General features: G+C 39.0%; 12 protein-coding genes. 8 read left to right on the top strand and 4 right to left on the bottom strand.

Translation table 11 applies throughout. The features are described from left to right. Positions 1 to 73 precede the first annotated feature (73 nt). The 4 genes from sppA to P2W72_RS05325 all read left to right on the top strand — a co-directional run bounded on the left by sppA (position 74) and on the right by P2W72_RS05325 (position 5,057). The gene (gene sppA, locus P2W72_RS05340; protein WP_276359876.1) at positions 74 to 1,843 is read left to right on the top strand and encodes a signal peptide peptidase SppA; all 1,770 of its coding nucleotides are present in this window, start codon (positions 74 to 76) and stop codon (positions 1,841 to 1,843) included. Positions 1,844 to 1,908: 65 nt separating this feature from the next. Next, positions 1,909 to 3,585: a DNA polymerase/3'-5' exonuclease PolX gene (locus P2W72_RS05335; RefSeq protein ID WP_276359875.1), complete on the top strand. Its 1,677-nt coding sequence runs from the start codon at positions 1,909 to 1,911 to the stop codon at positions 3,583 to 3,585. Position 3,586: 1 nt separating this feature from the next. Next, positions 3,587 to 4,564 carry a glycosyltransferase family 9 protein gene (locus P2W72_RS05330; RefSeq protein WP_276359874.1) on the top strand — a complete coding sequence of 326 codons (978 nt, stop codon included), beginning with the start codon at positions 3,587 to 3,589 and terminating at the stop codon, positions 4,562 to 4,564. Then, a complete protein-coding gene (locus tag P2W72_RS05325) occupies positions 4,557 to 5,057 on the top strand; it encodes a histidine phosphatase family protein (RefSeq protein ID WP_276359873.1) in 501 nt (166 codons plus the stop codon). Before P2W72_RS05330 ends, P2W72_RS05325 begins: the two co-directional genes overlap by 8 nt. A gap of 14 nt (positions 5,058 to 5,071) precedes the next feature. Here P2W72_RS05325 and dprA read toward each other — a convergent pair whose 3' ends face one another. The 4 genes from dprA to P2W72_RS05305 form a co-directional block, all read right to left on the bottom strand. After that, positions 5,072 to 6,166, bottom strand: coding sequence for a DNA-processing protein DprA (gene dprA, locus P2W72_RS05320; protein WP_276359872.1), 1,095 nt, complete (start codon positions 6,164 to 6,166; stop codon positions 5,072 to 5,074). A gap of 86 nt (positions 6,167 to 6,252) precedes the next feature. Then, positions 6,253 to 6,882 (bottom strand): 16S rRNA (guanine(527)-N(7))-methyltransferase RsmG, encoded by a 630-nt coding sequence (gene rsmG / locus P2W72_RS05315; protein ID WP_276359871.1) that lies wholly within the window; start codon positions 6,880 to 6,882, stop codon positions 6,253 to 6,255. Then, complete coding sequence (locus tag P2W72_RS05310; RefSeq protein ID WP_276359870.1) at positions 6,872 to 7,486, bottom strand: sigma-70 family RNA polymerase sigma factor; 615 nt, start codon at positions 7,484 to 7,486, stop codon at positions 6,872 to 6,874. The genes rsmG and P2W72_RS05310 overlap by 11 nt, the downstream gene beginning before the upstream one ends. Next, a complete protein-coding gene (locus P2W72_RS05305) occupies positions 7,477 to 8,592 on the bottom strand; it encodes a glycosyltransferase (protein ID WP_276359869.1) in 1,116 nt (371 codons plus the stop codon). Before P2W72_RS05305 ends, P2W72_RS05310 begins: the two co-directional genes overlap by 10 nt. Before the next feature lie 154 nt (positions 8,593 to 8,746). On the opposite strand from P2W72_RS05305, the gene tgt reads away from it, so the two are divergent. The 4 genes from tgt to P2W72_RS05285 all read left to right on the top strand — a co-directional run bounded on the left by tgt (position 8,747) and on the right by P2W72_RS05285 (position 15,361). Further along, positions 8,747 to 9,877, top strand: a complete 1,131-nt coding sequence (gene tgt / locus P2W72_RS05300) for a tRNA guanosine(34) transglycosylase Tgt (protein ID WP_276359868.1) — start codon at positions 8,747 to 8,749, stop codon at positions 9,875 to 9,877. Positions 9,878 to 9,880: 3 nt separating this feature from the next. Continuing rightward, positions 9,881 to 10,960, top strand: a complete 1,080-nt coding sequence (locus P2W72_RS05295) for an LptF/LptG family permease (protein WP_346429768.1) — start codon at positions 9,881 to 9,883, stop codon at positions 10,958 to 10,960. Positions 10,961 to 10,962: 2 nt separating this feature from the next. After that, complete coding sequence (locus P2W72_RS05290) at positions 10,963 to 11,859, top strand: EamA family transporter (RefSeq protein ID WP_276359867.1); 897 nt, start codon at positions 10,963 to 10,965, stop codon at positions 11,857 to 11,859. Positions 11,860 to 12,520: 661 nt separating this feature from the next. Further along, positions 12,521 to 15,361 (top strand): hypothetical protein, encoded by a 2,841-nt coding sequence (locus P2W72_RS05285; RefSeq protein ID WP_276359866.1) that lies wholly within the window; start codon positions 12,521 to 12,523, stop codon positions 15,359 to 15,361. Positions 15,362 to 15,390: the final 29 nt, after the last annotated feature.

Genomic DNA, 15,390 nt, shown 5'->3' with positions numbered 1-15,390 from the left:
ATGGTGTAACAAATAGCCAAATACTGACTCTGTAAATTTGTATACTTGCATAGTTAAAGCATTTAACCTTTATATGAAAGAATTTTTCAAATTTGTTTTTGCCTCAATGCTGGGCTTTATTTTATCATTTATTGTTGTCTTTATACTGTTGATCCTTGTCGTAACAGCAATGGTTTCAACTGCAGCCAATGATGGAAAAGTTAGTCCGGCATCCAACAGCATCATGCATATAAGTCTGGATTATCCAATTAAAGAAAGAACAGACAAAAATCCGTTTTCTGAGCTAAGTTTTATGGGTTTTGAAAACAAAAAGACTTTAGGCCTTAATGAAATACTGAAGGGAATTGAAGATGCTAAATCTGATGATCATATCAAGGGTATTTATCTCGATGCATCTTCTGTTTCTGCCGGCTTTGCAAGCATAGAAGAGATACGCAATGCATTGCTTGATTTTAAAAAAAGCGGAAAATTTATCCTTGCTTACAGTGAAGTTTATTCTCAGGGTGCCTATTACCTTGCAACAGCCGCTGATAAGATCTATCTGAATCCTGAAGGCATGGTTGATTTCAGAGGTTTAAACTCTGAAATCATGTTCGTTAAAGGAGCATTGGATAAACTGGAAATCGAGGCTCAGATCATCAAAGTTGGCACCTATAAAAGTGCAGTAGAGCCTTTCATTCTGGATAAGATGAGTGAGGCTAACAGATTGCAGGTTACTTCTTTTCTGGGATCTATGTATGATCATTTCATATCAGAGGTATCAAAAAGCAGAAAAATTCCTAAAAACCTCTTGTTCTCTATAGCTGACAGTGCAAAGATCCGCTCTCCGAAAGATGCAGCGATTTATAAAATGGTTGACGGACTTAAATACAAAGATGAAGTACTGGATGAGCTTAAGTCGCTGCTTAAAATTGATAAAAAGAAAGACCTTAAATCTGTAAGTATTGAAGAATACTCTCCGGGATCAGACGAAGGAGAAGAGCCGTCTAAAAACAGAATTGCAGTGATCTATGCCAGCGGAGAGATCATCAGCGGTGAAGGTAATGACGAAACGATTGGATCTGAACGTATTTCAAGAGCGATCAGGAAAGCCCGTACTGATGATAAAGTTAAAGCAATTGTTCTGAGAGTAAACTCTCCGGGAGGGAGTGCATTAGCTTCTGATGTAATCTGGAGAGAAACTGTACTGGCAAAGAAATCTAAACCTGTAATTGTCTCAATGGGAGATCTGGCGGCATCAGGCGGATATTATATTTCATGTGCTGCCGATTCGATCTTTGCACAACCCAATACAATAACCGGCTCGATTGGGGTATTCGGCATCATTCCAAACATGAAGAAATTCTTCAATAACAAACTTGGAATTACTTTCGATGGTGTAAAAACATCGCAATTTGCTGATTTAGGTTCAGTAACCCGTCCTCTGACTGATGCTGAGAAAATGATCTACCAGAACGAGGTGAACAAAACCTATGCTACATTCACAAAAAAAGTAGCTGATGGCCGTAAAAAATCACAGGCCTATATCGATAGTATCGGACAGGGTCGGGTATGGAGCGGAAAGGAGGCATTAGAAAACGGACTCGTTGATAAACTGGGAAATATTGATGATGCCATCGCATCTGCTGCCAGAAAAGCCAATATCAAGGACTATAAAATCGTAAGTTATCCGGCACAGGTTGATCCGCTGAAGTCATTGTTTGATCATTCTGCCGACAAAGTAAAAACTTATTTTGTAAAACGTGAGCTGGGAGAAAGCTACCTCTATTATGAACAGTTAAAGTCTGCTTTAAACCTGAGCGGAGTTCAGACCCGTATGCCCTATAACATTACAGTTAAGTAAAGCATTTAAAAATTAAACCAAACAACCTTTCCCTTTTCAGGGAAGGGTTGTTTATTTTTGAGGGAATGGAAAATAAAACGATAGCCCGGACTTTAAGATTGCTTAGTCAGTTAATGGAACTTCACAATGGGAATCCATTTAAGGTTAAGTCTGTGGCAAATGCGGCTTTCAAAATTGATAAACTCCCCTACTCCATAACAGATAAGAGCCTGACAGAGCTGGATGCCATTGATGGTCTGGGTAAAAGTATTGCCTCCAAAGTATTTGAACTGATCAATACCGGAAATCTGCAGGAACTTAATGATTTGCTAAGCCAAACCCCTGCCGGTATCGTTGAAATGATGCAGATTAAAGGCCTTGGCCCTAAAAAACTACTGATTATCTGGAAAGAACTGGGAATAGATTCGGTTGGAGAGCTTTATTATGCCTGTAATGAAAACAGGCTTATCGAAGCGAAGGGCTTCGGGCTCAAAACACAGGAAGAAATCAAAAAGAATATAGAGTTCAGTATAGCCAGCAATGGACGTTTTCTGTACGCCCGGGTTGAAGATTTCGCAGTGAATCTGCTTGATATCCTGAAATCTGAAATTAAAACAGACTTATGCTTTCTTACCGGACAGTTCAGAAGAAGATGTGAAATTATTGACAGTATTGATCTGCTGATTGCTGCTGAAATTCCATCCGAAATAGTTTCAATTCTGAAAAAACTGGGACTAAATCATTCAGAAACAAGTAAAAACACCGTTCAATGCCGGTCTGAATCCGGGATAATTATCCGGCTTAGCTTTTGTTCCCGTGAAGATCTTGGCTCTGAACTCATCATCAGAACAGGAAACGATGAACATGCTGCCGGCTTATTAGCATTATTAAAAGATGTTAATCTTAAGGGTAAAACAGAGAAAGAGATTTATGAACTGGCCGGAATGTCATTTATCGAACCTGAATTAAGGGAAGGAAATAATGAAATTGAGCTGTCAAAAGCAAAATCTCTGCCTGAACTCATCAAATATGAAGACCTCAAAGGCAGTCTGCATAATCACAGTACCTGGAGCGACGGAATCCATACTCTGGAAGAAATGGCTGTTTTTTGCAAAAATGAGCTCAAACTTGAGTATCTGGGTATCTGCGACCATTCAAAATCAGCTTTTTATGCTAATGGATTAAATGAGTTGCGTGTTGCTGCCCAGCATAGAGAGATTGATGAGCTGAATAAAAAACTTTTCCCTTTCCGCATATTAAAAGGCATTGAATCTGATATCCTCTATGACGGTTCACTGGATTATTCAGACGAGGTACTTGCAAGCTTTGATTTTGTGGTAGCTTCAATACATTCTATTTTAAATATGAATGAAGAAAAGGCTACTGAGCGATTGATAAAAGCAATAGAAAATCCATATACAAGCATTTTAGGTCATCCTACCGGCCGCTTGCTCCTGAGCAGAAGCGGCTATCCCATAGATCATAAAAAAGTTATTGATGCCTGTGCAGCAAATGGTGTAATCATTGAAATAAATGCCAACCCTCTGCGTCTTGATCTCGACTGGAGATGGCATCAATATGCTGTTTCAAAGGGTGTTATGCTCTCCATCAATCCGGATGCTCATCGTAATGAAGGCTTTTACGACATGAAATATGGCATTTTAATGGCCAGAAAAGGGGGATTAAGCAAAGAAAGCTGCCTTAATGCCATGAATCTTGAGCAGATTCTTGAATTTTTCGTAAAACAGAAAAACAGCAATTGATTTGAAAAACGATAAACTCAAAATACTCGTAATCAGGTTCAGCTCAATCGGAGATATTGTTCTGACAAGCCCGGTAGTGAGGTGTTTAAAAACACAATTAGAGGGTATTGAACTGCATTATCTTACCAAAAAAGCCTTTGAACCGGTTCTTGCTGCTAATCCATATATTGATAAGCTTCATATTTTTGACAAGTCGCTCTCAGATTGCATCAATGAATTGAAGCCTGAGAATTTTGATTATGTGATCGATCTTCATCATAATCTGAGAACCTTAGTGATAAAAACCAAACTGGGTATCAGATCCTCTTCATTTGACAAGCTCAACTGGCAAAAATGGCTGCTTGTTAATTTAAAAAAGAATGTCCTCCCTCCTGTTCACATTGTCGACCGTTACCTCAAAACAGTAGAATTTCTGGGGGTTAAAAACGATAATCAGGGGCTCGATTATTTTCTGCAAAAAGAGTATGAATTAAAGGATATGCTTCCTGCATCGCATCAGCGGTACATTGCAATGGTAATTGGTGCTCAACATGGTACCAAGCGTCTTCCTGAAGAAAAACTAACAGAGCTTTGCAGTAAAATAAGCTTTCCGGTAGTATTACTCGGCGGGCCGGAAGATGCAGAGCGCGGAGAACGAATTGCCAATGCTGCCGGAAGTCAGGTATTTAATGCCTGTGGTAAATTCAAGCTTGATCAGAGTGCATTTCTGGTTAAGATGTCTGAAAAGGTAATCAGTCATGACACAGGTTTGATGCATATTGCAGCAGCATTTAATAAACCTGTATATTCAATATGGGGAAATACTGTACCTGAATTCGGTATGTATCCTTATAAAACAGATGAGTCATATATATTTCAGGTGAACGGTTTAAACTGTCGGCCATGTTCCAAAATCGGTCATGAGACCTGCCCTAAAGGACATTTCAACTGTATGAACAAAATTAATCTGGATGATATTATCACTAAAATAAATGGCTAAGCACTTATTATTAATCCGTCATGCAAAATCAGATTGGGGAGATCTAAACCTCAGGGATTTTAAGCGCCCTTTAAACAGCAGGGGGCATCAAAACGCGCCTGAGATGGCGAAAAGGCTGGTCAATAAGAATTTAATCCCTCAGCAAATCGTAAGCAGTCCGGCATTAAGAGCTATCACTACGGCAGAGTATTTTGCTAAAGAGTTCGGAATCAATAGCTCAGATATCATCCAGGAGCCGGAAATCTACGATGCACTTCCCTTTACTCTTCTTGAAATCATCAATGAACTTGATGATCAATCTGAGTTTATTGCCTTAATCGGGCATAACCCGGGACTGACATGCCTGGTAAATTTATTTTGTGACACTTCAATCCATAACATCCCTACCTGTGGAATGGCACTTATCCGTTTCCCATTTGACTCATGGAAAATGCTTAGCAGCGGTACAGGTGAATTGATATTTTTTGATTATCCAAAGAATACTGAATCCTGATCTGATTCATCCTTTCAGGCAAGCTTATATACCTTTCCGGGCAGTGAAATAACAATCCCCTTCATTTCCATCCCCAAAATATTTACTGCCAGCCGGCTTTGCTGAAGCGAACTCAGCATAGCAAGTTCATCTACAGCTATTTCTCCATGTGCCTGAATAATATCTGCTATTTTGCGTTCTTCTTCGTTCAGGTTAACAGGCAGACTAAGCTGTTGCTGTAAAGGTCTCGCTGCTTCTCTGCTCCAGCCCATGATATATTCGAGATCAGCCATACCGGTAACCAGGTGTGCCCGGTTTGTTTTGATCAGATGATTGCACCCTCTGCTGCTTTCATCATTTATCCTTCCCGGGAAAGCAAATACATCCCTGTTATACGTATTTGCGAGCTCAGCAGTAATCAATGCCCCGCCTTTAATATTAGCCTCCACCACAATAGTTAAATCACTCAGTCCGGCAATGATCCGGTTACGTTTAGGAAAATTCTCACGGTCGGGAATAGTGCCCGACATGAATTCAGTGATCAAACCACCGCATTCAAGCATCTTTTCAGCCATATTCCTGTGCTGAGCCGGATAAATACGATCCAGGCCATGTGCCAGAACTCCAACAGTCGGGATCGTATTTTTTAATGCTTCCCTGTGAGCCGCACTATCTATACCATATGCCAGACCGCTAACAATCAAAGGATTATATTCTTTAAGGTCTGCGATCAGATTTCTGCAGATCTCCCGTCCGTAATCACTCGCATTCCTTGTTCCTACGATACTGATCAGTTTTGAGACATTCAGATCTGCCCTACCCTTAAAATACAGCATGACCGGTGCATCCGGACAATTTCTTAATCTTCTGGGATATTGCTCAGAGCTAATAAACAATGGACTTATTTTAAACTTCTCAATGAATTTAAGCTCATTCTCAGCAAGGCTGAAAACGGAGTGATTTAATATCTGATCAAGAGTTTTAGGACCTATTCCCGGAATTTTAGCAAGTAGTTTGCTTTTAGACTTAAATACTTCTTCGGCACTTCCGCAATAACTCAAAAGACTTCGTGCAAGTACTGAACCGATACCCGGAAGACAGGAAAGGGCGATTTGATGAAACAATGACATCCTTAATAATGATTGATAAATTAATAAACCCTGACAGCTTTATAATAATCAACAGCATTGGGGATGCCGCGCAACAAAACTCAATATCAAAATTGAGGGATATAAACTACATATTTTGTATCGAAATACTCTTCTTCAAAATATTGTGAAAGCGGAATCAGCTCGGCTTTTAGTCCGGATTCTTTAATTTCCTCATCCAGATCTCCGCCCTTCAGATACAATATACCATTTTGAATGGTGTTCATTGATTTCTTTTCAAACTTTCCTTTTACCCAGGGATAGAACTCTGAAAGTCGGGTTACAGCCCTGGAAACCACAAAATGAAATTTTTCATCTATCTGTTCTGCTCTGGCATGGCTTGCACGCACATTTTTCAATCCGCAGCCTGAAGCAACCTCCTGAACTACTTTAATCTTTTTTCCGATGGAGTCTACAAGATGAAAATCAGTTTCAGGAAACATGATAGCGAGTGGAATACCCGGAAAACCGCCACCGGTGCCGACATCCAGAACTTTTTCGCCCGGCAAGAATGAAATTACCTTGGCAATAGCCAGTGAATGAAGAATATGATGCAAATAAAGCATATCAATATCCTTCCTTGATATAAGATTGATTCTTGAGTTCCAGAATCTGTATAAATCATCAAGAGCAGCGAACTGTTCCTTCTGATGATCGCTCAGATCCGGGAAATAATGCAATATGATATCAGAAGTCACTTCTCAGGTTGTTCTTTTTACGGTTCATAATATTCGCCATCAGGTCTCTCGCCCTGAATAGCTGTGCTTTAACTGTTCCAAGCGGTATATCAAGCTGTTGAGAAATTTCATCATAAGACAACTCATCATAATATCTTAAAATGATCAGGGTTCTGTATCTGGATGGCAATTGCTCTACAATATTCTTGAGTTTCTCACTTTCCTGCTTTTTTATTGATGTTTCTTCAGGATTCAAAACATCTGCCCTTACCTGTAAATGTCTTTCTTCGCCATCTTCCTCTGAGAGTTTTTGAATAGAAACCAGATTAATACGCTTTTTACGAATAAAATCGATACAATTATTCGTCGCTATTCTGAACAACCAGGTACTGAATGCAAAATCAGGTCTGTATTTCTCCAGATTCTCAAACGCTTTGCCAAAGGTCTCTACGGTAAGATCCATGGCATCGTCTTTATTATTGACCATTTTCAATGCCATGAAATAGATAGAATCCTTGTAGCGCTGCATTAATTCAGCATACGCCTTCTGATCTCCATTTTTTGCTTTGGTGACAAGATTAAAATCATTTCTGGCATTAGCCGAAAAATTAGGATTTACTTCCATTCGACTTTTTTCCTGAAAAGAGTGATAAAGCTCAATAGCATTATGTAAATGTAATAAATGATATCAAATAGAGGTAAGAACCAGATGAGATCAATATACTTTAATTTCTTAAGTGCCGGCATGTAGACCAATATCTGAGCTATTAAACGAAGGCTATAAACCGATACGATCAGCCACCAATCGGCCTTTATAGCAAGTAAAATCCCTAAAAACAAATAAAATAAAATGGCTGAAATAATTTGTGAACCCAGCATTATTTTATGATGATTTTTATAGGCCTTACCTGCACCCTGATGCCTTAATTTCTGAGAGAAAAAAGCAGAAAGTGACGTTTTAGGTTCTGACCATACATGAGCATCAGGGTGAATTTCGATTCTCGTATTAGTCTTAGTGGCATTCTGGTTCACAAAAAGATCATCATCACCCGACAAAATATGCATATGCGAAGCAAAACCTTTACCTCTGAAAAAAAGCGATTTCTTATATCCTATATTTCGGCCAACCCCCATATACGGATCACCGGATATAGCATATGCAAAGTAATTTAAAGCTGTTATAAAAGTTTCGAAACGAATAAGACGATTCAGTATACCGGCTTTAAACTCATAAGGTGAATAACCCAGAACAATCTCAGTCTGCTCACTGAAATTACTCTGCATAATCTTAATCCATTGGTCGGAAGCCGGTTTACAGTCGGCATCAGTAAAAAGCAGATTCTCATTTTTAGCAGCTTTAATACCCAGTGTTACTGCGAATTTTTTACCATGCTTAAAACGGGGATGATCTTCGATGGTGACCACTTTCAATCTTTTATATTGAGCGCTGAGATCACGTAAATACCAGTCTGAACCATCATTAGAGCAATCGTTCACTACAACCACCTCAAAATCAGGATAGTCCTGTTCCAGAATTGACCCAAGATTAAGCCTGAGATTGTCAATTTCATTTCTGGCACAGATAATTACTGAAACAGGTTCATTTGAGAGTTTATCCGAATCAGGGATGTTGAATGTTGCGAGTTTACGGTGAACTATAAGGATGTAATAAAGTTGCAGTAAGAAAAAAATAATGAAAACAACTGCAATCGAAATATAGAAGTAATCCACGCGTTATATTAGAATTTAAATGTGCGTAAATTTCTGATTTTTCTTTCACATTCGGCATTGTTTATAAAATTATCTGAAATAAACTATGCTTAATTTAAGCTCAGGACATCAGCCGTTTATATTTTACTATTTTTGCGGCTGCTAAAAAGATTGAATGAAATTTAAACTAGAAGCTTCAGATAAATTATCTAAAGCACGTGCAGGCGAAATTACTACAGACCATGGGGTAATTAAAACTCCCATTTTTATGCCTGTGGGAACTGCCGGCTCAGTTAAAGCTGTACATCAGCATGAGCTGGCCAATGATATCAAAGCTCAGATTATACTTGGTAATACCTATCATCTTTATTTGAGACCGGGGCTAAGCACGCTTGAAAAAGCCGGTGGACTGCATAAATTCAATGGCTGGGATAAGCCTTTACTAACCGACAGTGGTGGCTATCAGGTGTATTCTTTGTCAGGGGTCCGCAAGATTAAAGAAGAAGGTGTGACTTTCAGATCCCATATTGACGGATCCAAACACTTGTTTACTCCTGAATCTGTAATGGATACCCAGCGCATTATTGGCGCTGATATTATTATGGCCTTTGATGAATGTACACCCTACCCCTGCGATTATAACTATGCCAGAAGGTCAATAGACATGACCCACCGTTGGTTGAAACGCTGCTGCGATCGTTTTGACAGTACTGAACCAAAATACGGGTACTCACAAACCCTTTTCCCAATTGTTCAGGGCTCAGTATATAAGGATCTGAGAAAACAATCGGCAGAAGTAATCGCTTCATTTGAAAGAGAAGGAAATGCGATTGGAGGTTTATCTGTTGGTGAACCTGCTGAAGAGATGTATGAAATGACTGATATTGTGTGCGACATTCTGCCGAAAGATAAACCACGTTATCTGATGGGGGTTGGAACACCGGTAAACATTCTGGAAAACATTGCTCTGGGTATTGATATGTTTGACTGTGTAATGCCAACAAGAAATGCCAGAAATGGGATGCTTTTTACCAAAAATGGCATTATCAACATCAAAAATGAAAGATGGAAAGATGATTTCAGTCCGATTGAACCTGACAGTGATCTTTATGCCGACAGATTCTATACAAAGGCTTATCTTAGACATCTGACACATTCAAAAGAAATTCTGGGAGCACAGATTGCAACCCTTCATAATCTTCATTTTTACCTGTGGCTGGTTAATGAAGCAAGAGAGAAAATCATTTCCGGAGAATTCAGTGAATGGAAAAATAAAATGGTAGTTCAATTAGCACAGCGCTTATAAGGCATGATTAAGATCATCGACTGGTATATCATCAGGAAATACCTGGGTACTTTCTCATTTACCCTGGCCATTTTTACCGTGATCATCGTGATCTTTGACGTTTCAGAAAAACTGGATGATTTTCTGAGACATCAGGCTCCGGTTACTGAGATTATCTTCAGCTACTATGCCGGATTTATCCCTTTTTATCTGAACTTTCTATCTCCACTGATTAATTTCATAGCAGTAATATTCTTTACAGCTAAAATGGCCGACCAGACTGAGATCGTGCCTATTCTGAGCAGCGGAGTAAGTTTCAAGCGTTTTTTGTGGCCTTATCTGATCTCATCAACGGTGATCTTTCTGGTTACACTGATCTTTAACCTGTTCATTATACCGGAAACTAACGAGTTAAAAATAGATTTCGAAAACACTTATATCAATCCAAAATCAGACAATACCAAGATGTATACCCATATGCAGATCGATAAGAACAGCTATGTGTATATCGAAAATTTCGATAATACCCTTAAAACAGGCTATAAATTCCAGCTTGAAAAATTCTCGGGAGATGATCTGAAAGAAAAACTGGTTGCCGACAGAATAACATGGGACTCTCTTAAAACCAGGTGGATCATTGAAAACTATTCTATCCGAAAAATTGACGGACTGAAGGAAAATATGGTTAGCGGGTTTAAAATGGATACCGTTCTGGATATGAGGCCAAAAGATTTTGAGATTTATGACAATATCTACCAGGCCATGAATATGCGGGAACTTAACGAACGTATTGATAAAGAGGAGATCAGAGGAACAGGTGTTATGGTCGACCTTCAACTCGAAAAGTATAAACGTTTTATTTATCCATTATCTGCTTATGTATTAACTCTGATGGGTGTTTCACTATCATCAAGAAAAGTGCGCGGGGGTATCGGACTACCATTGGGACTGGGAATATTCCTGAGTTTTGCCTACATCCTGTTCATACAGTTCGCCAATATGTTTGCACTGAAAGGAGGTCTCCACCCTCTGATTGCAGTATTTATTCCCAATATGATATTTGGGGTATTGGGCATTTACCTGATGATTAAAGCCCCTAAATAAGTATGCCTGAGAGTAATTCACCTGTCAGCAGAAATCTGATCATTCTGCACATCACAGTATTTATCTGGGGTTTTACAGGCATTCTGGGAGCCTTAATTTCTATTGAAGCCACCTACCTTGTCTGGTACCGTGTACTTATCGCATTTATCAGTCTGTATGCCTATTTCAGAATAAGAAAAATTTCAATTCGCGTTTCATCAGAAACATTTTTTAAATTATTCTTCACCGGTGCCATAGTTGCTTTACACTGGATATTGTTTTTTCATTCTATAAAATCGTCTACAGTATCGGTTGCCCTGGTCAGTCTTTCTTCGCTTACATTATTTACAGCCATACTGGAACCACTGCTAAAAAAACAGAAAATTTCCAGACTGGAAGTCGTTACCGGGGTACTGATTATCTCAGGAATCTACATGATTTTCACCTTCGAATCGCAATATACATTTGGAATTATATGCGGTTTACTGAGTGCATTATGTGCAAGTATTTTCTCGATTATAAATTCCAAGCAAATCCAAAATCGCCCTGCGCCTATTATAAGCTTCTATGAGCTCATTGGGGCATGGGTATGGGTTTCAGTCTATTTATTAATTTCGAAAGGCCTGAAGGCTCCTGTAAGCCTCAATTTTTCTGACCTGACCTATTTACTACTGCTTGGAACCGTCTGCACATCCCTTGCATACGTTGCTGGCGTTGCTGTAATGAAAGAATTATCAGCCTTCAGAGTAGCACTTATTACCAATCTGGAGCCGGTTTACGGTATCATTCTGGCATTTATTTTCTTCGGAAAAAAGGAGCAAATGACCCTCGGATTTTATGCCGGAGCCATCATTGTACTAAGTACAATTTTCATGTACCCTTATATAAAAAACAGAAAAAAGAAAAAAACGAAGGTCTGATACCCCCGGGGTAGGGGATGAGTTTTTTACACTAAGCACCATTTTTGTTTTCAGTTCTCAGATTTACAGAAGCAGCTATTATAAAAGAATAACTATGGAGAAATGTACCCCCTTTCTCTTAGTTATAAGCCTGAAAAATTTCATCTGTGAAACAAGCAAACAAACATAAAACTATACAAGGCTCCAATAAAAAAAGAAGAGTATTCACGATGAGTCTTAAGATCAGATAATGTTCGTAAGAGTCCCATCCGGGAGATCAAAAAACGGTTAAATTTTCAGCAGTAAAAAGAAGGAAAATCAGTAACAAAAAACAGATCCCATTCATCCTGATAAATCATCCCCATTGTTATTGATTATTACAACAAACATTTTTTCCATATCGCATACGCAGTAATTTTTATCGTACATTATAAAAAAATAGAAATAACTTAGTGTAGTTTAAATGCCTTAAAACAAAACTCCCTGAATAAACGTTTATATGTCTCTATGAACAGTATTTTTAATCATATTTTTCATTTTTTATTCTGACTAAACTTAAAATTTTTAAATTATAAATAATTAAAAATCAGTTAATTATATGTTAAAAATTAAACTATATATTAATATAAAAACATACCCAAATCATTAATTAAACTAATTTTTTTAGCACAAAAGATATTTAATGATAATTAAATCACATAAATCACTGTATATCAGTATAATTATATCAACTATATACATATTTAATTCACACATGGTATTTGCACAGATATTCAACTCTGAGCAGTATCCACCTAGTGTAAAATGGGCACAGATCAATACCCCCGGCTTCAGAATCATCTACCCTACCGAGCTTGGCAGTGAGGCTCAAAGAATGGCCGCTACCCTCGACCATATCGTATATGCGGTTAGCAAATCGCTGAACAAAAAGCCCCGCAGGATTTCGATCATACTTCAGAATCAGACCATCCTTTCCAACGGCTTTGTACAACTCGCACCACGTCGTTCTGAGTTCAATACTACCCCGCCCCAGAGTCAGGATTTTCAGGACTGGCTAAACAGCCTTGCGGTTCATGAGCTTCGGCACATTGTTCAAATCGACAAACTTTCGGGTAAGCTGAGAGCTCCCCTGTTTGAAGAACTTGCCCTTGCAATTTTCGGAGTTTCACTACCTGCCTGGTTCTTTGAGGGTGATGCAGTAGGCATCGAAACGGCCCTCAGCCAGGCAGGTAGAGGCAGGCTCCCGGAATGGGAGCAAATTTTCAGAACAAATACACTAAGTGGTAAAAAATTCAGCTATTCAAAAAATTATCTGGGCTCAATGAAAGACCGTACCCCGGGTTATTATCAACTGGGATATTTTATGACCACTAAGCTCCGCCGGGACTTTGGAGCAGGAATTATGGACAGTATCATGAGCCGTGTTTCGACCTTTCCCCTGCGTCCTTACAACCTGAGTAATTCCATTAAAAAATTCACAGGATTTAGCAGCAGATCTCTTCATGATACTACCCATGCAGAATTAAAGCAATTATGGCAGAAGCAGGCCGATCTTACAAAAACATCAGACTACCCTGCTTTGAACCGAAGAACAAATGATATCCCTTCTGATTATTTGTTTCCGGTAAGAACAGAAGACGGATCGTTGATAGCCCTGAAACACTCTTTATCTCACACCCCTGCTTTGGTTAGAATTGATCCGCATGACAAAGAACAGCAGGTGCTCAGGATAGGTTTTCAGGCTGAGCCCAATTTCAAATATGCAGCAGGAAAAATTGTATGGGATGAATTCAGGTTTGACAGGAGGTTTTACAAAAGATCTTTTAACGTAATCAATATCTATAAACTTGGCAGTAAAAAATACAAACAGTTAAGCTCTAACAGCAGGCTCTTCTCGCCCGCGCTTTCGCCCGACGGATCAAAAGTTGCGGCGGTAAAAGCAGACTTTGCAAATAAATTTATGCTTATTGAATTAGATGCAGAGAATGGCAAACTCATAAAAGAATATCCTGTTGCAGAAGGGTTAAGCCTGCAAAGTCCCTCCTACAGTGAAGATGGAAACACAATTATCTGCACCGTAACCGGCAAAGACGGTACAGGTTTAATGGAATTCAACACACTGAACCCCGGAAACAGGATGCTTCTATCCTTTCAAAGACAACAAATCAGCAGACCAGTCTATGCCGGCCAAGCAATCCTCTTCCGGGCGCATTATAACGGCATCAGCAACATTTATTCACTCTCGCCCGACCAAAGCATAACTCAACTAACTTCAGCGCCATACGGAGCCGCTAATCCATTTTATGATAAGACCAATAATTTACTGCTGTTTAATACCAACCAAATAAAAGGGTACGATATTGCACAAATTGCCATCAACTCTGATTCTTCAACCTCTTTAACTGAAATAAAAAACAATTTTATTGATTATGCCCTGCCTCTGGTAGCACAGGAATCGAATCCTTACATCCTCGACTCAATTCCCCAAAAAGTATATACCCAAAGATCATACAAAGAAGCAAATCATCTTTTCTATTTTCATAGTATATCGCCTACACTGAATGAAAATGAGCTGACAGATGAATTGAATATTGGATTTAAGCTAAAATCAAACAATCAGTTGAACACTCTTAGTTTTTACACCGGGTATCGTTTTAACTCGGGGCTTAAACGCAGCGAATACCTGACCGGACTAACTTACAAACGCTTTTATACAATTTTTGATCTTAAATACATTAACCGTGCCCGTTTGTTATACACCAGGCAAAACAACAATCTGATTCCTGTTAACTGGCGCGAAAACTTTACAGAACTGCAAATTGACATACCCTTTACCTTTAACCGTCTTAACAAAACCATAAGCCTGGGTTTTAGAAGTTCAGCCTCTTATACCAACAGGTATCAGGTGCTCAATAAACCTTCAAACTTTATTGAAAACCTCCGCTTACCAATAAATTACCAGTTTTATTTCGGCAGAAATCTTCAGAGGGGCCTTCGGGATCTGGCTCCAAAATGGGGGCAAAATATTTCTATAAGTTATTTTCATCTGCCTTTTGAAAACCAGATCAATGGCTCGCTGTTTGCTTTCAGGAGTAACTTCTACAGTCCGGGCTTATTTACCAATCATTCATTCAGTGCAAGTTTCAATTATCAAAAAAGCGAAGGCGCCTATGAATTTAACATAGAGATCCCTAAGACCAGCGGCTATGATCATATTCAACAGACTGCAGGTCTGAAAAACACTTTATTACTTGATTACAGATTCCCCTTATTTTATCCTGATGCAGAATTAGGTCCGCTGGCTTATGTAAAAAGAATCAGAGCCGGTTTATTTGCTGATTTCCTGAATATTGGAAACGAACCCGGCCTAAAGCCTCTGAGCTACGGAGTTGAATTAAGTGCCCGAATGAATATCCTTCGCTTTTATGCTCCTGAATTTGACCTGACAACAAAAATGATTTTCATTCAAAAGCAAATAAATAGAGCCCCGATATTTGAATTGGGATTAAGCTACAACTTCTGAGCTGGATTCCGGGAATATTGAAAAGCCCT

The sequence above is a fragment of the Daejeonella sp. H1SJ63 genome (assembly GCF_029360775.1).
Classification (GTDB): domain Bacteria; phylum Bacteroidota; class Bacteroidia; order Sphingobacteriales; family Sphingobacteriaceae; genus Daejeonella.
Note: the sequence above shows the minus strand (reverse complement) of the source record. Positions and strands in the feature narration are given on the sequence as shown.

What these genes read in the sequence shown, in the direction of transcription:
- sppA (WP_276359876.1), top strand. Translation starts at nt 74, where the DNA reads ATGAAAGAATTTTTCAAATTTGTTTTTGCCTCAATGCTGGGCTTTATT.
- P2W72_RS05335 (WP_276359875.1), top strand. Translation starts at nt 1,909, where the DNA reads ATGGAAAATAAAACGATAGCCCGGACTTTAAGATTGCTTAGTCAGTTA.
- P2W72_RS05325 (WP_276359873.1), top strand. Translation starts at nt 4,557, where the DNA reads ATGGCTAAGCACTTATTATTAATCCGTCATGCAAAATCAGATTGGGGA.
- dprA (WP_276359872.1), bottom strand. Translation starts at nt 6,166, where the DNA reads ATGTCATTGTTTCATCAAATCGCCCTTTCCTGTCTTCCGGGTATCGGT.
- P2W72_RS05310 (WP_276359870.1), bottom strand. Translation starts at nt 7,486, where the DNA reads ATGGAAGTAAATCCTAATTTTTCGGCTAATGCCAGAAATGATTTTAAT.
- tgt (WP_276359868.1), top strand. Translation starts at nt 8,747, where the DNA reads ATGAAATTTAAACTAGAAGCTTCAGATAAATTATCTAAAGCACGTGCA.
- P2W72_RS05295 (WP_346429768.1), top strand. Translation starts at nt 9,881, where the DNA reads ATGATTAAGATCATCGACTGGTATATCATCAGGAAATACCTGGGTACT.
- P2W72_RS05290 (WP_276359867.1), top strand. Translation starts at nt 10,963, where the DNA reads ATGCCTGAGAGTAATTCACCTGTCAGCAGAAATCTGATCATTCTGCAC.
- P2W72_RS05285 (WP_276359866.1), top strand. Translation starts at nt 12,521, where the DNA reads ATGATAATTAAATCACATAAATCACTGTATATCAGTATAATTATATCA.